The organism is Granulibacter bethesdensis, from assembly GCF_001889525.1.
Lineage (GTDB): Bacteria > Pseudomonadota > Alphaproteobacteria > Acetobacterales > Acetobacteraceae > Granulibacter > Granulibacter bethesdensis_C.
Genome location: NZ_CP018192.1, coordinates 131,458 through 148,286 on the forward strand (window position 1 = coordinate 131,458; position 16,829 = coordinate 148,286).

The 16,829-nt window shown below is 62.5% G+C and carries 12 protein-coding genes; 10 read left to right on the forward strand and 2 right to left on the reverse strand.

Features of this window, described 5'->3' with window-relative positions:
- Nucleotides 1–148: 148 nt before the first annotated feature.
- Complete coding sequence (locus GbCGDNIH6_RS00610; protein WP_232449875.1) at nucleotides 149–1,102, reverse strand: lysophospholipid acyltransferase family protein; 954 nt, start codon at nucleotides 1,100–1,102, stop codon at nucleotides 149–151.
- Between the two features lie 267 nt (nucleotides 1,103–1,369).
- Between GbCGDNIH6_RS00610 and GbCGDNIH6_RS00615 the strand changes: the two genes are divergently transcribed.
- From GbCGDNIH6_RS00615 to GbCGDNIH6_RS00645, 7 genes are all read left to right on the forward strand, one after another.
- Complete coding sequence (locus GbCGDNIH6_RS00615; RefSeq protein ID WP_081369893.1) at nucleotides 1,370–3,334, forward strand: autotransporter assembly complex protein TamA; 1,965 nt, start codon at nucleotides 1,370–1,372, stop codon at nucleotides 3,332–3,334.
- Between the two features lies 1 nt (nucleotide 3,335).
- Complete coding sequence (locus GbCGDNIH6_RS00620) at nucleotides 3,336–7,430, forward strand: translocation/assembly module TamB domain-containing protein (protein ID WP_072562486.1); 4,095 nt, start codon at nucleotides 3,336–3,338, stop codon at nucleotides 7,428–7,430.
- A 127-nt stretch (nucleotides 7,431–7,557) separates the two neighbouring features.
- Entirely contained in the window at nucleotides 7,558–9,351 is a 1,794-nt protein-coding gene (locus GbCGDNIH6_RS00625) for a PQQ-dependent dehydrogenase, methanol/ethanol family (RefSeq protein WP_332455401.1), read from the forward strand.
- A 5-nt stretch (nucleotides 9,352–9,356) separates the two neighbouring features.
- Nucleotides 9,357–10,223, forward strand: coding sequence for an ABC transporter permease (locus tag GbCGDNIH6_RS00630; RefSeq protein ID WP_072562488.1), 867 nt, complete (start codon nucleotides 9,357–9,359; stop codon nucleotides 10,221–10,223).
- Nucleotides 10,220–11,143: an ABC transporter permease gene (locus tag GbCGDNIH6_RS00635; protein ID WP_072562489.1), complete on the forward strand. Its 924-nt coding sequence runs from the start codon at nucleotides 10,220–10,222 to the stop codon at nucleotides 11,141–11,143. The genes GbCGDNIH6_RS00630 and GbCGDNIH6_RS00635 overlap by 4 nt, the downstream gene beginning before the upstream one ends.
- A complete protein-coding gene (locus GbCGDNIH6_RS00640; RefSeq protein WP_072562490.1) occupies nucleotides 11,140–12,777 on the forward strand; it encodes an ABC transporter substrate-binding protein in 1,638 nt (545 codons plus the stop codon). Before GbCGDNIH6_RS00635 ends, GbCGDNIH6_RS00640 begins: the two co-directional genes overlap by 4 nt.
- A gap of 25 nt (nucleotides 12,778–12,802) precedes the next feature.
- Nucleotides 12,803–13,273, forward strand: a complete 471-nt coding sequence (locus GbCGDNIH6_RS00645; protein WP_072562491.1) for a CreA family protein — start codon at nucleotides 12,803–12,805, stop codon at nucleotides 13,271–13,273.
- Nucleotides 13,274–13,282: 9 nt separating this feature from the next.
- Here the strand turns inward: GbCGDNIH6_RS00645 and GbCGDNIH6_RS00650 are convergent, their stop codons facing one another.
- Nucleotides 13,283–13,861, reverse strand: coding sequence for a TlpA disulfide reductase family protein (locus tag GbCGDNIH6_RS00650; RefSeq protein WP_025285710.1), 579 nt, complete (start codon nucleotides 13,859–13,861; stop codon nucleotides 13,283–13,285).
- An 18-nt stretch (nucleotides 13,862–13,879) separates the two neighbouring features.
- On the opposite strand from GbCGDNIH6_RS00650, the gene argH reads away from it, so the two are divergent.
- From argH to lysA, 3 genes are read left to right on the forward strand one after another with little or no spacing between them, the layout of a single operon-like run.
- The gene (argH, locus tag GbCGDNIH6_RS00655; RefSeq protein ID WP_072562492.1) at nucleotides 13,880–15,313 is read left to right on the forward strand and encodes an argininosuccinate lyase; all 1,434 of its coding nucleotides are present in this window, start codon (nucleotides 13,880–13,882) and stop codon (nucleotides 15,311–15,313) included.
- Nucleotides 15,313–15,456 carry a hypothetical protein gene (locus tag GbCGDNIH6_RS12540; protein ID WP_164504075.1) on the forward strand — a complete coding sequence of 48 codons (144 nt, stop codon included), beginning with the start codon at nucleotides 15,313–15,315 and terminating at the stop codon, nucleotides 15,454–15,456. Before argH ends, GbCGDNIH6_RS12540 begins: the two co-directional genes overlap by 1 nt.
- 22 nt (nucleotides 15,457–15,478) lie before the next feature.
- Nucleotides 15,479–16,816, forward strand: a complete 1,338-nt coding sequence (gene lysA, locus GbCGDNIH6_RS00660; protein WP_072562493.1) for a diaminopimelate decarboxylase — start codon at nucleotides 15,479–15,481, stop codon at nucleotides 16,814–16,816.
- Nucleotides 16,817–16,829 lie beyond the last annotated feature (13 nt).

Sequence of the window (16,829 nt, forward strand, 5' to 3'; positions counted from 1 at the left end):
GGAAGGCTCCGGCACGAGAAAAAACAGCAATTGCCTCAGGGCGCGGTTGGGTCAAGCGCAATGGCCGAATAGGTCTCCCTGCAATAATCGTAGTGTCGGCTCGGGAGGGGGATTTCTGTCAAGCGCGATCTGATGGCAATCTCATTTTTTAGGGCGTGATGCGTTTTTCAGGTCCAGGTGGATCGGGCACACGCCCTTGTTTAAGCGCATCTGTTCCGGCGGTGACGGCGGCATAAACTGCATTGGTCAGGGCCTTGCGATCCGGAAAATCGGCGGGTTCCAGTGGCGGATGCAGCATGACGGAGGCACGTAGCCCTTTCCATTGTGCCAGCCGCCAGAAATGCGCCCCGATCGAGGTCGCACCGTAATAGGCGAAAATAGCCCGGGTGGAGCGTCCGGTCGGCATGGAAGCCAGCCGGTCGTAAACGATGGAGACAGGCTGCACCAGCGGCGGATTGGGTCCGACCGCCAGCGACAGGAAGGCAGACCGGAATGGCAACACGCGGGAGCCATCGGAGGTCGTACCTTCTGGAAACAGCACCAGATTATCGCCGTTTTCGAGGCGGGATGTCATGGCATCCCGCTCCTTCAGGGTAGAGCCGCGCTGGCGACTGACGAAAATGGTCCGTCCCAGTCGGGCCACGGTCTTGACCACCGGCCAGTCCGCAACATCGTCCTTGGAGACGAAACAGGCATGCAGTGTAGAGCCGAGGCAGACGATATCCAGCCATGAGGAATGGTTGGACACGAACAGAACGGGCCGTGCCCTGGTGCCGTCCTTCAATCGGCCGCGTTTGGCCTTCTGCCCGATACAGCGGACTTTCAGCCCCATCAGACGGCCGAACACCCACCAGAAAATCCGCGCGAAGCGCACTTTGGCCGGGCCGGGCACCACCACCAGCACGGACTGGATGGTGATGGCCGTCAGCGTCCACAGAAGCAGGAAAACGGTTCGGCGAATGGCACGAACCCGGCGAAGAATCCGGCCATGGGGACGGAAAACTCCTTGCCATTCATCCGGTTCGGATGCGGTCCGGCTATCGCCTGGAGGCTCAAACGGGATGAGCAGGGGACGTGTCGGGATCGTCTGGTCAGCTGTCATGAAGCACAATCATCACACGCGATTCATTACACAGCCAGACGTATATGCCCAGAGGCTCCACCGCAACGGCGTCACCCTGTTGCCATAAAACCGTCAAATCGGGTTTGTCATCGGAATACCGGCGTCATCGTGGTGCGTTGCATAAGCTTATGATTATTCATCCATTACGGTATCGGGTTGGTAACGATTGTTCACGAGCCTGTTATCATTTGGTTCCTGAAGATTTTTGGGGGTTTTCAAAGCCGGTCAGGCTGGTAGGGAGAAAGTATGACCAGACGCGCCCCCTCTGACGCGCCCGCCCTTCTGTGCCCGGCGATCCGCTGTGGTTCCGTTTCTCGCCCGCGAGCGGTTTTCCCTTTACTGATCCGGATCGTCATGGCCGGGGCCGGAATGCCGGCGCTTTTCATGCATGGAGAGGCTTTGAGGCTGGTTTCATCCGCATGGGCGGCCGACCCGCAACCCTATACGGTAGAGCTGGCCAAAACCGGCGATGCCGCCATTGATCAGGCCCTGACTGACAGCGCGACCCTGATCAGTCTGCGCACGTCCTCTCCGGTCGGTGGATTTGCACTGGTCGCGCGGGCGCAATCCGATCTGGATCGGTTGCAGACCGCCCTGAACAGTTTCGGTTATTACAAGGGCAAGGTGACGATCCGGATTGCCGGAAAGACCCTTGATGACCCCGATCTGCCGACCCTGATCGAACGGGCTCCGAAACAGCCGCCTTTGACGGTGACCATCGCTATTGAGAAAGGGCCTCTGTTCCACCTTCGGAATGTTCGCGTGGAAACACCACCGGGTACCACCCTGCCGGATATGGCCCGCAACGTGCTGCCGGTCAAAACCAGCGATCCCGCGATTGCGGCCAATGTACTGGCGGGGCAGTCGGCTTTGCTCAATGCCTTGCAGAATAATGGCTATGCTCTTGCGAAAGTGCAGGCGCCGGAGGCGTTCGAGCGTCCGGATCAGAATGTGCTTGATGTCGTCTACAAGGTGACGCCGGGGCCGCGGGTCGATCTGGGGCCGATTACGTTCTCGGGTCTGAAGCATACCAACGCGTCCTATGTGGAGCGGCGCTTGCTGCTGAAGTCCGGGCAGGAATATCAGGCCGATAAAATCGGCAGGGCGCGTCAGGATCTGTTGGCAGCCGGGATTTTCAGCTCTGTCCGTATGCGGGCGGCTGATCGCCTGAATACCGAGGGACGCCTGCCGCTGCGGATCGAGTTTACTGAAAGGCCGCGCCATGGCGTGTCTCTGGATGGGCTATACTCGACCGATCTTGGCGGCAGCCTGACCGGGACCTGGACCTATCGCAATATTTTCGGCAACGGTGAAACCCTTGCCCTGTCGGCGGCAGCCACCGAGGTTGCAGCGCAGGTGGCTTCCCAGCCCGGTTACAATATCGGAGCGGTCTATACGATTCCCGACTGGTTACGGCGCAATCAGTCGCTTCAATTCTATGCCACCGGCGTGCGGGAGTATTTTTATTCCTATGACCGCACTGCAATCATCGTCGGGGCGACATTGACACGGAAACTGAGCGATCACTGGAATGGCAGCATCGGCCTGACCGCCATTCAGGAAAGGGTCGGGCAGCAGGGCGTCAGGACCAATTACACGCTGGTGCAGGTGCCGGTGACGCTCAAATACGATGATACCGGCAGCCTTTTCGAGCCGACCCATGGCTATCGCGCCATTATCAGCGCCACACCGACGGAAAGTCTGCCTTCCGGCGGCAGTGGAGCCTCGAAGACCTTTGTTCTGATGAAGGCGCAGGGATCGACTTATATCAATCTGTCACGGCGGGAAGGGCGCAGTATTCTGGCGCTGCGTGCCCTGGTGGGGGCGGCGCCGGGCGTGTCGCTGATGGATCTGCCGCCTGATCAGCGTTTCTATGCTGGTGGCAGCGATACGATCCGCGGCTATAAATACCAGTTCGTCGGGCCGACTTTTCCTAACAATGATCCGACCGGCGGCACGGCCGTGGATGCGGCGACGGTGGAACTGAGGCAGCGTTTCGGCTCCAGCTATGGCGTGGCGCTGTTCGTCGATGCGGGTCAGGTCAGCCAGAATGGCGGCCCGTTTTCGGGTGATCTGCGGGTCGGTGCAGGTATCGGCGCACGTTATTATACTGCGATCGGACCAATTCGGGTGGATTTTGCCCTGCCGCTGATGAAACAGCGGGGCAACAGCAGCTTCCAGGCCTATATCGGCATCGGGGAGGCTTTCTGAGATGCGCCGTGTCCTCAAATGGCTTCTCGGGATCGTCCTGACGCTGCTGGCTCTGCCAGTGCTGGCTCTGGTGCTGTTGGTGATCGGGTTGAATACCGGGATCGGACAGAGACAGGTGGACCGGCTGGCAAACTCCATGACCGGCGGCATGGTCATGATGCAGGGGTTTGGCGGCAGTTTTCCGGATGGTCTGCGTATCGCCCGTCTGGAACTGCATGATGCGAAAGGAACCTGGCTGGAGATCGACCGGCTGGCGCTGGACTGGCGGATTTTGAGGTTGCTGGGGCGGGAGGTCTGGATTGACGCCCTGACTGCCGACCGCATCGCCATTCCCCGTCTGGCGCAGGCCGCACCGGGCGGGGAGGAGACGCCTGCCTCATCCGGGCAAGGTTTTTCGCTGCCGGTGCAGGTTGTGCTGAATCATCTGCGGATCGGCAGGCTGGAGGTTGGCAAACCGGTCGCGGGCACGGCTCTGGTGGCCATGCTGGAAGGGCGGGCCGCGATCCGCAAGCTTGATCTGGCCGCTCCAACCCCTGACCAAATCGCACAGGCGGATCTGGCGCTCGACGTCCATCGTCTGGATGGACCGGATCAGGGGGCCGACCATTATCATCTGGATGCGGCGGTGGATCAGACCCGTATCGCCGCCCATGTCACCACGCAGGAGGCAGTGCATGGCCTCATCGCCACCATGGCGGCCCTGCCGGGTGTTCAGGGGATCAATGCCGATATCAAACTCGATGGTCCGTGGCAGGCGGCCCATGTTGCCGCCACTGTCTCGGCCCTGCCATTACAGGCGGAGATCAAGGGGACGGTCGATACGCTCGGTCGTTCCGCCCTGCTGGATGTAGAGGCTCATGCGGGGGCCATGGAGCCTCGCCCGGATGTGCAATGGCGCTCTGTGACGCTGACGGCGCATGTGGCCGGTCCGTTTCTCAAGCCAGATGCGAAAGCGCATATCGTTCTGAAGGGTCTGAGTGCAGCCGGAGCTTCGTTGTCCGCGCTGACGGCGGATGTCGATGGCAATGCCGGATATGTCACCTTGCGCAGCCGGGTGGAGGATTTGCGGATTCCCGGCCCGAAACCGGATCTTCTGATGGCTGACCCCCTGTTGCTGGATGCGTCGGTGCGTCTGGATGATTCATCCCGTCCCGTGACGTTCACGCTGTCGCACACGCTGCTCGCGTTGAAAGGCGATGCACGGACCGCGGGAAAGATGACCGTTCATGCTGCCTTGTCCCTGCCCGATCTGACACCGCTGGCGGCGATTGGCGGGGTTGATCTGAAGGGCGATGCCGCGCTGCAACTTCAGGCGGCGATGGAGGGGGACAAGGCTCAGGCCGATCTGAATGGTACCATATCGGTCACGGGTGGCATGGCCCCCATTCCCGCGTTACTGGGCGAAAAAGCGCGCGTGGCCCTGTCTGCCCATATGGATGGCCAAGGGGATAGGCAGGGGGAGGGGCGACGTATCACCCTCTCCAACCTTGCTCTTCATGGCAGGACCTTGTCTGTCGGGGCGAAAGGCGGCCTGAACGGTCAGACTGTGGCACTCGACTGGACCATCGGGCTGAGCGATCTGCATGCACTGGCGGCGACGCTCAAGGGGAATATACAGGCGGCTGGCAGCGTGACCGGTCCGACCGGCGATCTGACCGCCCATGCCGCCATTGATGGAATCGTGGAGGCGCATCAATCCGGGCAGGAGGTTAAGTCCGGTCCATTGCATCTCGCTCTGGACGCGGTGCATCTGCCTTCGGCACCGGAGGCACATCTGATCGCCACCGGTACGCTGGACAGGGGACCGGTGGCGCTGGATATCAAAGCCAGCCGTCGACCCGATGGAGCGATGCAGGCTTCTATCGGCAAGGTTGACTGGAAATCTCTCCATCTGGATGGGGCTATGGCGCTGGCGGCGGGGGCGAAAATTCCCCATGGTGCGCTGGTGTTGAATTTTACCAGGCTGGATGACCTCCGACCTTTGCTCGGCCAGCCGATCAGTGGCTCTGTCGCGGCGAAGGCGGATTTTTCTGATGCGCTGGCAACCCTTCATCTCACTGCCACGCGTGCGGGCTTACCCGGAAAGGCCGCTGTCGCAAAGGCTGATCTGGATGCGACCGTCAAATCGCCTGTCGCTGATCCCGATGTGAATGCCAGGCTCGAGGTCAGAGGTATCGCTGCCAGCGGCACAACCGGCAATGCTACTCTTTTCGCCCAGGGGCGGCAGAGTGCACTGGCTGTAAGATTGAACACGGCGCTTAACGGCGTGGCGGGGGCACCGCTTCAGGCCAGTCTGGCGGCACTGCTGGATGTGCCGGCCGGACAGGTGGCCCTCTCGGCATTGCAGGCTGGCTGGAAAGGTCAGACGGCGCGGCTGCTTGCGCCGGTTCGCATCGGCTACAAGGATGGCGTGACGGTGGACCGGCTGCGGATGGGCGTGGCGCAGGCCGTACTGGATGTATCGGGCCGGGCTACACCGAAGCTCGATCTGCGGGTGGCCCTGACCAATCTGACTGCCGATCTGGCCCGGGTCGTGGCACCGGATGTGAAGGCTGCCGGGCGGCTGGATATGCAGGCCATTTTGAAGGGGGAACCTGCGCATCCGGCCGGCTCCGCTTCCATCACCGCACGCGGTCTGCGCATGTTGACCGGGGATGCCCGTGCTCTGCCGCCGGCTGATATCGTGGTGAAAGCCGATATGGATGGCCGCATGGCCCGGATCGATACACGTCTGAATGCTGGTTCCACGACCATGACGATTGCGGGCACGGTGCCGGAAGCGGTCTCCGGTCCGTTGAATATCGCAGCGCGGGGGAAGGCAGATCTGCGGATTCTCGATCCGATCCTGTCGGCGCAGGGGCGGCGTGTGCAGGGCATGATGATCGTCGATGCAAGGGTCGGTGGCACTATCGCAGCCCCGAATGCGTCCGGTACGGTACGGCTGACGGGTGGCGATGTGCAGGATGTCACACTGGGTCTGCACCTCGCCCGGATCGAAGCCCTCATCAGCGCAGCAGGGGATACGCTACGCATTGATCAGTTCAACGCAGGGGCCGGACAAGGCACGCTCAGCCTTGGCGGCTCGGTCGGGATCAAGCCGCCGATGCCGGTCGATCTCGCGGTGAAGGCCAGCAACGCCACGCTGATCGCCAGCGATCTGATGACGGAGCGGCTGAATGCCGATCTCACCCTGCGCGGCCAGATTACAAAGGAACTGACCGCCAGTGGTCATATCAAAATCCTGCGCGCCGATATCAGGGTGCCGGAGCATATGCCCTCCAGCGTTGCCGTGCTGGATGTGATCAAACCCGGCCAGAAACCGCCACCACCATCCACCTCATCCGGTCCCGTGATTCGTCTGGATGTGACGCTCGATGCGCCGGAGCAGATCTTCGTGCGTGGCCGTGGTCTGGATGCGGAGCTGGCCGGGCGGTTGCATCTGCATGGTACGGCGAGCAATCCGCAGACCGATGGCGGTTTTGAATTGCGGCGCGGCCAGTTCAGCGTGGCTGGTACGACGCTGAATTTCACCGAGGGCCGCGTGACCTTCGATGGCAGCACGACCGATCCGGCGCTGGATTTCACGGCCAGCTCCACCTCCGGCAGCGTGACGGCCAGCCTGCATGTGGGCGGTCATGCCAGCGATCCGAAAATCACACTCTCCAGCCAGCCCGAACTGCCGCAGGATGAAGTCCTGGCCCGGCTGTTGTTCCAATCCAGCATGGCCAGCCTGTCCCCGTTCCAGCTGGCGGAAATCGCGGCGGCGCTGGCACAGTTGAGCGGTGCGACGGGGGGTGGTGATCCCCTGAACTCGGTGCGCAGTGCGCTGGGGCTGGACCGGCTGTCGGTCGGCGGAGGTTCTCAGAATGGGGCTACCATGCCCAATAGCCGCACCAATCAGGGGCCGTCGGTCGAGGCGGGTAAATACATCGCACGCGGCATTTATGTCGGTGCCAAGCAGAGTGTGGGTGGAGCAAACAGTGTCAGCGCGGCGGAGGTGCAGATCGACCTGACCCGCGGGCTGAAGCTGAAGGCCGATGCCGGTTCCGGGCCGGGAGCCAATGCGGTCGGTCTGTCCTACGGGTTCGATTACTGACCTTGGCGCACCCGCAGCCTGCTCTGATCGGAAGTGGTCTGGGTGATATAACGAGCCGCCTGATTCCGCCTGTCGCCAAACCGGCCTAGACTGCTCCGATGCAGGAAACAGGACCGGATCGACGGTGGTGACAATCTTGAGGCGGATGGGTTTGTGGCTGACCGGCATTGCCTTTCTGCTGGGGGCGGCCATACCGGTGCAGGCGGCGGAGGCGGGCGGCAAGGATGCAGACTGGCCGCATCCTCTGGGTGGCGATCATGCGCAGCGATACAGCGCACTGACACAGATCAACCGGCAGACCGTGAAGCATCTGCGTCCGGTCTGGAGCTTCTCGACCGGTGTGCTGCGGGGTCATGAGGGCGGCCCGCTGGTGGTGGGGGATACGATGTATGTCCACACCCCCTTTCCGAACCGGCTGTTCGCGCTGGATCTGAACAATGACGGGCGCATCCGCTGGAGCTACACGCCGGTGCAGGATCCGGCCGTGATCGGGATCATGTGCTGCGACACGGTCAATCGCGGCCCTGCTTATGCGGATGGCCGCCTGTTCCTGCATCTGGCGGATACGAGTCTGGTGGCGCTGGATGCCCAAACCGGCCAGGAGTTGTGGAAGATCAGAGACGGTGATCCGGCCAAAGGGGAAACTGGCACGTCCGCTCCCCTCGTAGCCGGTGATCTGGTGCTGGTCGGCAATAGCGGGGGCGAATTCGGCGTGCGTGGCCATATGACGGCCTATGCGGTCAAGGACGGCCACCGCGTCTGGCGTGCCTACGCGGTGGGGCCGGATAGCGACACGCTGATGGATCCTCTGCACACCACGCAGATGGGCCAGCCGGTCGGTGCAAATTCTTCGCTGTCGTCATGGAGCGGGGATGCATGGAAACTGGGGGGCGGGCCGTCCTGGGGCTGGATTTCCTACGATCCGGCGCTGGACCTGATCTATTACGGCACCGGCAATCCGGGGGTATGGAATCCGCTGCAACGGCCGGGCGACAATCGCTGGGCCATGAGTGTCTTTGCGCGGGATCGCAAAACCGGGATCGCGAAATGGGTCTATCAGTTCACCCCGCACGATGCCTGGGATTATGACGGGATCAACGAGATGATCCTCGCCGATATTCCGGTGAACGGGCGGCAGACAAAGGCGCTGGTGCATTTCGATCGTAACGGCTTTGCCTATGTGCTGGATCGGGTCCGCGGCATGCTGCTTCAGGCAAAGCCGTTCGATCCATCGCTGAACTGGGCGAAAGAAATCGACCTCTCGACCGGAAAGCCGGTGCGTAACACCCGCTATGAACCGAAGCAGGAAGATAAAGCGACCAAAGACATCTGTCCCAGCTCTCTGGGCGCGAAAAACGAACAACCGGCTGCTTTCTCACCGCAGGCAGGGTTGTTTCTGGTACCGGTCAACCGCATCTGTATGGATGAGGAACCGTTTCGCGTCTCCTATCAGGCGGGGCAGCCTTATGTGGGGGCAAACCTGACCCTGTATCCCCCACCCTCTCCCCCGCTGGGGACGAAAGATCTCGGCGCGTTCATCGGCTATGATGCCGGTCAGGGCCGGATTGTCTGGACGGATACGGAGCCTTTTTCCGTCTGGTCCGGAGCGCTGGCGACGGCGGGAGGCGTGGCGTTTTACGGAACGCTTGAAGGCTGGCTCAAGGCGGTGGATGCGAAGGATGGTTCCTTGCTCTGGCAATACAAAACCCCGTCCGGGATTATCGGCAACGTCATGACTTATCGCCATCATGGTCGTCAGTATGTCGCGGTGCTGTCCGGTGTCGGCGGATGGGCCGGCATCGGTCTGGCTGAGGGGCTGGGGGCGGAGGATAGCGAAGGCACCGGGGCTGCGGTGCTGAACCGTGCCCTGAACAATTATACACGGCTTGGCGGTGTTCTGACGGTTTTCGGCCTGCCGTGACGGGTATGTCCCCCCGACGTCCGGGTCGTCTGGATAAAACGGGCTGGATCGGGTTGATCCTGCTGGGGGCGATCGTGCTGTCGGCTGTTTTCGCACCCTGTCTATCCCCTTATCCGCCCGGATTGCAGCTTTCCGACGGGCTGGATGCTGATGGAGCGCCGCTACCGCCCTGCTGGCGCTTTCCGCTGGGGACTGATCTGCTGGGGCGGGATGTGCTGTCCCGGTTGTTATGGGGCGGACGGGATGCGCTGCTGATCGGTGGGGTGGCCAATACCGTTGCCGTGATGACCGGAACCCTCATCGGGATGTGCGCCGCCATGGCGACAGGACGGGTGGGGGGCTGGATCGGGGCCGGGCTGATGCGGCTGACTGATCTGGTGGCCTCGATCCCCGTGCTGCTGCTGGCGGTGACGGTTTCGGCGGTGTTACGCCCCTCCATCTGGGTGGTGATGCTGGTGGTGGCGCTGGCAGGATGGGCGCCGGTCGCAAGGGTGATTTATGTTGAAACCTCCGGCCTGTCCGCGCGCCTGCATGTGCGGGCGGCCCGTGCTTTGGGGGTGGGCTGGGGAAGGATCGTGCTGCGGCATATCCTGCCGCTGCTCGGGCCGGTGATTGTGGTCTGGGGTACGCTCGGGATTGCAGGCTCGGTATTGCTGGAAGCGACATTGTCGTATCTCGGGGCCGGCGTGCAGCCGCCGGAAGCATCCTGGGGCAGCATCATCAATGAAAATCAGGCTTATTTGCTGATTGCGCCGTGGCTGGTCTTTGCGCCGGGCGGAGCGATCCTGCTGCTGGCGGCAGGGGCGAATTTGACCGGTTCTGCGTTGAAGCGCCGCTGGATGCCGGGCGCTACGGAGCTGGATTCCTTGTGAGCCTGTTCATCCTCCGGCGGTTGGTACAGGCCGCGTTGACCTTGCTAGGGGTGGCGGCGCTGGCCTTCCTGCTGATCCATCTGATGCCGGCGGATCAGGCACGCAGTGTTGCTGGGCGCTCGGCAACGCTGGAGCAGGTGGCGCGGATCCGTCATGCCATGGGGCTGGACCGGTCCCTGATGGCGCAATTCTCCGGCTGGATCGGCGGGTTGGTAAAGGGTGATCTGGGGCAGTCGCTGGTGCAGCGTGTACCGGTGGCGCTCCTGATCGGGGAGCGTCTGCCTGCCACTCTTTTCCTGTTGGTGGGGGCTGTGCTGGCGGAGATTGCGATCGGCCTTCCTGCCGGTCTGCTGGCGGCTCGCGCTCCGGGCGGGTGGCTGGACCGGATAGTGATGGGTGGATCGGTGATCGGCGTTTCTCTGCCGCCTTTCGTGGTGGCGCTGGGTATGCTGATGCTGTTCTCGGTCTGGCTGGGCTGGTTTCCGATCGGAGGGTATGGGGGTGTGCGGCACTGGGTACTGCCCTCTGTCACGCTCGGCCTGCTGGGGGCCGGCTGGTATGCACGGATGGTCCGGGCTGCCGCGCTGAATGTGGTTGCCGCTGATTACATCCGCACGGCCCGTGCCAAAGGGGCGGGAGAAACCCGGATCATGATCCATCATGTGCTGCGGAATGCCGCTTTGCCGGTATTGGCGCTGGCGGGAACTGATATTGCAGGGTTCCTGTCCGGGGCAGTGGTGGTGGAAAGCGTGTTTGGCTGGCCCGGCATGGGGCAACTGGTGTGGCAGGCGATCCCGTTGCTGGATGTTCCGGTCATTCTGGGGGTGACGATGGTGGCGGCGGCCGGAGTGGTGCTGACCAGCCTGCTGGTCGATCTGCTGGCCCCGCTGATCGATCCGCGCATAGGGCTGCCGCGATGATGCTGACCCGCCGCGCCTGTCTGTCTGTTACCGGTCTGGCCGGTGCTGCCGCTCTGGTCTGGCCGGACCGGTCATATGCGGCCTCTTCTCTCCGTCGTGGGGGGACGCTCACCATCGCATTTCGTGATGATATTGCCACGCTGGATCCGGCCATCGGCTATGATTTCCAGAACTGGGCCCTGATTCGTGCCTTGTTCTGCGGCCTGATGGATTACGAGCCGGGCACCACGACCCTGCGTCCTGGTCTGGCCGAGACTGTTTCCCTATCGCCGGATGCGCTGGTCTATCGTTTTACCCTGCGGCGGGGGGTGCGGTTTCACCATGGCCGGGAGGTTACAGCAGCGGATGTCGTCTACTCGCTTCGCCGCACCATCCATCCGGCGACGCAAAGCCCGGGTCAGAGTTTCTACGCCGCCATCGAAGGTTTCGGCTCCTTCATTGCCGGAGAAACGCAGGCATTCCCTGGTCTCTCCGCACCCGATCCGCACACGGTGGTGATCCGGCTCTCCAGACCCTATGCGCCGTTCCTGCATGCGTTGGCGCTGAATTTTGCTTCGGTGGTGCCACGGGACATGGTGGAGCGGTACGGTGCGGATTTCGGCCGTCATCCTGTGGGCTGCGGCGCTTTTCGTTTCGATACATGGCGAATCGGGCATAGCGTTGTGCTGCACCGTTACGAGGGGTATTACGACGCTGGTCTGCCCTATCTCGACCGGATCATCGCCGAAATAGGGCAGGAGCCGCTGACCGCCATGCTGCGGCTGGAACGTGGCGAGATCGACGTGGTGGGCGACGGTATTCCCCCGGCCAGGCTGAATGCGATCCGGCGTGATCCGCGTTTTCAGGGGCTGATCGGCATCAGGCCGAGATTGGCGACGACCTATCTGGCGATGAATGTGACAAAGCCGCCTTTCGATACGCTGCTGGTCCGGCAGGCGGTGGCCCATGCGATCGACAAGACCCGCATCGTGCGGCTGATCAATGGCCGGGGCGAGCCGACCGACCAGATTTTTCCACGCGGCCTGCCCGGATATGATCCCTCATTCTCCGGGCCTGCTTACGATCCGGCACGGGCGCGGAGCCTGTTGCGGGAAGCGGGCTGGAAGGACGGATTTCAGACGGACCTCATGACCGCTGCCACCGATCCCAACCCGCGTATCGCACAGGCTCTGCAGCAGGATCTGGCAGCGATCGGTATCCGGGCTTCCCTGCGTGTGCTGGCTCGTCCCGCGATGATCGAGGCCGCCTGTTCCGGCACCGGTGCGCCGCTGATCTGGTCGGGTGATACCGGATGGAGTGCCGATTTTCCTGATCCATCGGATTTTTATGGGCCAATCCTGTCGGTGGCGGCCTCTGCGCCGGGCGGATGGAACTGGGCCAGATATCGCAATGCCGGCATCGACGCTCTCGCGGCGGAGGCGGATGCCATGGCGGACCCATCACAAGCTCAGGAAAGGCTGAAAAGGTGGCAGGCGATTCAGGCGGCCATTTTGGCCGATCAGCCCTGGGTGCCGCTTTATAATCCACTGTTTTTTGTGCCGCATACGGCCCGTATTCAGGGGGCAGAGGCCCTGTTCACCGATCCGGTGGTAACGCCGGTGAACTTCATGCATGTCTATGCGGTTGAGGGCTGACAGGATGCCTGAACGGAGAAACCGGATGACACGGGGTGCCTATGTTTTCAGCGGATTGGTCGTGGCGGCTGCCACTCTTGTGGCAAGCATCGTTTCGGCCCAGACGCGGATCGGGTCGATCAATACCAGCTTCCGCTGGCTGGGGCCGGATGACAGGATCATTGTCGAGCGTTTCGATGATCCGAAAGTGCAAGGCGTTTCCTGCTACCTGTCACGTGCTGCGACTGGCGGGATGAAAGGCTGGGTCGGGCTGGCCGAGGATCCCAGCCGTTTTTCGGTCGCCTGCCAGCGCACCGGCCATGTCACGCTGCCACAGGATCTTCCGAAACAGGAGACGGTGGCGTTCGTCTCCTCCTCCCTGTTTTTCAAATCGTTCCAGATCATCCGGATGGTCGATCCTGACCGACCAGTGCTGGTTTATACCGTGGTCAGCACGAAACTGGTGAAGGGATCGCCCTTCAACGCGATTTCCGTGGTCGGGCTGGACGGGCCTTAACGCCCTCCCTCAGCCGACCAGCGCCCGGATGGCATCGTGATAGGCGGGGGCCGCCCAGTTCGTTCCCCCCTCCAGCCGGGCGCGCTCCCGGCCCTGCCGGTCGATGATCAGTGTGGTGGGGATTCCGCGCAGTTTCAGAGCGGTCTGGGCTTCCCCGTCATGATCCAGCCATGTGCCGAGATGGACGATGCCGTGCTTGCGGTAGAAATTATCCACCGCCTGCACGCCGCCCTGATCGGCGGAGAGCGGCAGCACGACGATTCCCTCATCTTTCACTGCGGCGGCGAGCTGATCCAGCGAGGGCATTTCCGCAACGCAGGGCGCACACCATGTGGCCCACAGATTCAGCACCACACCCTTGCCGTTGAAATAGGCCATGCTGCGTGTATCCCCCATGGCGTCGGTAAAGCGGAAGGCGGGCAGCCTGGCGGGCGGGTCGACCGGTTTCAGCCCGTGTGGCAGTTCCCCCATTGTTGCGCCGCTGGCTTGTGACAGGGCCAGTTTGCGCCCCATGACGCCGCCCGCTAGGGTGCCGCCAATGGCCGCCAGCATCGTGCGGCGGGTTTTTAAATGCTTGCTGACAGGCATGACGACAGGCCTTCCTTCATGACGAATGATCAGACGACCACCACCGGCGATTCAGGGCAGAGATCGGCCAATATGCAATGGGGCGGACGCTTTGCTGCCGGTCCTGCCGCGATCATGCAAGAGATCAATGCGTCGATCGGTTTCGATCAGAAATTGTGGCGGCAGGATATTCGCGGCTCCATGGCGCATGCGGCGATGCTTGCCCATGTGGGTATCATATCCGGGGAAGACGCGCAGGTCATCCGCTCAGGTCTTGAGCGAATCGCTGCCGAGATCGAGGAAGGACAATTCACTTTTTCCGTCGCGCTGGAAGATATTCACATGAATATCGAAGCCCGGCTGACCGAGCGGATCGGTGAGGCCGGGAAGCGTCTGCACACTGCACGCAGCCGTAATGATCAGGTTGCGACCGATTTTCGTCTGTGGATCAGGGATGCGATTGACGGGCTGGATTCGCAGCTGGCCGACCTGATGCGGGCGCTGACGGATCGCGCCGCCGGCCATGCGGCGGACCCGATGCCGGGCTTCACCCATCTTCAGACCGCACAGCCGGTGACGTTCGGCCATCACCTGCTGGCCTATGTCGAAATGCTGGCACGGGATCGTGGCCGTCTGGCCGATGCACGCAAACGCCTGAATGAATGCCCGCTCGGCTCGGCGGCGCTGGCGGGAACATCCTTCCCGATCGACCGCCGTATGACTGCTGCGGCGCTGGGCTTTGATCGACCGACGCGCAATTCGCTGGATGCGGTGTCGGATCGTGATTTTGCGCTGGAGTTTTTATCGGCGGCCTCCATTTCCTCGATGCATCTGTCGCGTCTGGCCGAGGAAATCGTCATCTGGTGCAGTGCGCCCTGGCGGTTCATCTCCCTGTCCGATGCCTACACCACGGGCAGTTCCATCATGCCGCAGAAGCGCAATCCGGATGCGGCAGAGCTGGTCCGCGCCAAGGTCGGCCGTGTGATGGGTGATCTGATCGGCCTGATGACGGTGATGAAAGGTCTGCCGCTGGCCTATGCCAAGGACACGCAGGAGGATAAGGAACCGGTCTTCGACGCGGCGGAAGCCTGGACATTGTCCCTGGCCGCCATGGCCGGGATGGTGCGGGACATGACCCCGAATACCGAGCGCATGCGTTTCTTCGCCGGTAGCGGCTTTGCCACCGCGACCGATCTGGCCGATTACCTGGTGCGGGCGCTGCATCTGCCGTTTCGCACCGCGCATCATGTCACCGGGCGTCTGGTGGCGAAGGCGGAGGCAAAGGGAATCGACCTTGCCGAGCTGTCACTGGAAGAGATGCGGGAAGAAGAACCGGCCATCGGCGAGGATGTGTTTTCCGTGCTGACGGTCGATGCCTCCATTGCCTCGCGTCGGAGCGAAGGCGGCACCGCACCGGAAAACGTCGCGCAGCAGGCCGCATGGTGGCGGGATCAGTTGAAGGAGACGGTTTGATGACCTGTTTGCGGGCATTTTCCCTGATGGTACTGCTGCTAGGGCTGGGGTTCGGCCTGACGGCCTGCGGCAAGCGTGGTGCTCCGTCCCCCCCTGGGCCACCGGACCAGATTACATATCCCCATACCTACCCGAGCCGCTGACCAAGGAATTGCTGTCATGGACATGCATGTGACGGATACGGACCGACCGGATCCCTCGGTGATGGAACTGATTGCCGCGCGCCCGAGCCTTTCCATGCATGCGATGGATGGATTGCTGCTGGATGATGTGCCGCTGAATGCCATTGCCGATGCTCAGGGCACGCCGTGCTGGGTCTATTCGGCGGGGACGTTCCGGCGGCGTTACCGGCTGTTACGTGATGCGCTGGCGGAGGCCGGAATCGCGCCGCATATCCATTTCGCCGTGAAGGCCAATGACCACCTTGCCGTGCTGCGTCTGCTCGGCAATGAGGGGGCGGGCGCGGATGTGGTCAGCGGCGGTGAACTCAGCCGTGCGCGGGCGGCTGGTATTCCGGGGGAGCGGATCGTGTTCTCCGGTGTTGGCAAGACCGCGGCAGAGCTGACACTGGCTCTGTCCGAAGGGATCGCCCAGATCAATGTGGAGAGCGCGGAGGAGCTGGAGATGCTCTCCGCCATTGCCTGCGGTATGGGCCGCACGGCGCGGATCGCGCTGCGGGTCAATCCGGATGTGGATGCCGGTACGCACCCCAAGATCACGACCGGTCTGGCCGATAACAAATTCGGTATTCAGGCCGGGGAAGTGCCTGCCCTGTATGCGCGGGCTGCGTCCCTGCCGGGGATCGAGCCGGTCGGCCTCGCCATGCATATCGGCAGCCAGATCAATGTCATGACCCCCTTCCTGGCCGCGTTCCGCCGTATGGCGATTCTGGTAAAGGCGCTGCGGGATCAGGGGCAGACAGTCAGGCTGGTGGATTGCGGGGGTGGTCTGGGGATCGATTATCGCGGCGATGTCACCTCCACCCCGGCGGCGCTGGCGGGAGCGATGAAGGCGGAGCTGGGCGGTCTGGACGTGCAGCTTGTGCTGGAGCCGGGACGCTGGCTGGCCGGCCCTGCCGGTGTGCTGCTGTCCAGCGTCGTGCTGGTGAAGCAGTCTCGCCCGCGTCCCTTCGTGGTGCTGGATGCGGCGATGAACGATCTGTTGCGGCCCTCCCTGTATGAGGCATGGCACGGAATTGTGCCTCTATCCGCTGTCGAGGCCGCGCATGTGCCGATTGACTGCGATGTGGTGGGTCCGGTCTGTGAAACCGGTGATACCTTTGCGCGGGCCCGGTCGCTGCCGCCGCTGCAGGCCGGCAGCCGGGTCGCAATTCTGGAGGCGGGGGCTTACGGTGCGGTGATGAGCTCCACATATAATGCCAGACCACTGGCGGCTCAGGTACTGGTTGATGATGGACACTGGACGGTGATCCGCCCGCGTCAGACGGTCGATGCGTTATGGCGTGATGAGGTGATTCCGCCGCATCTCACCCGACAGGGCTGACAGCAGCCCGCAA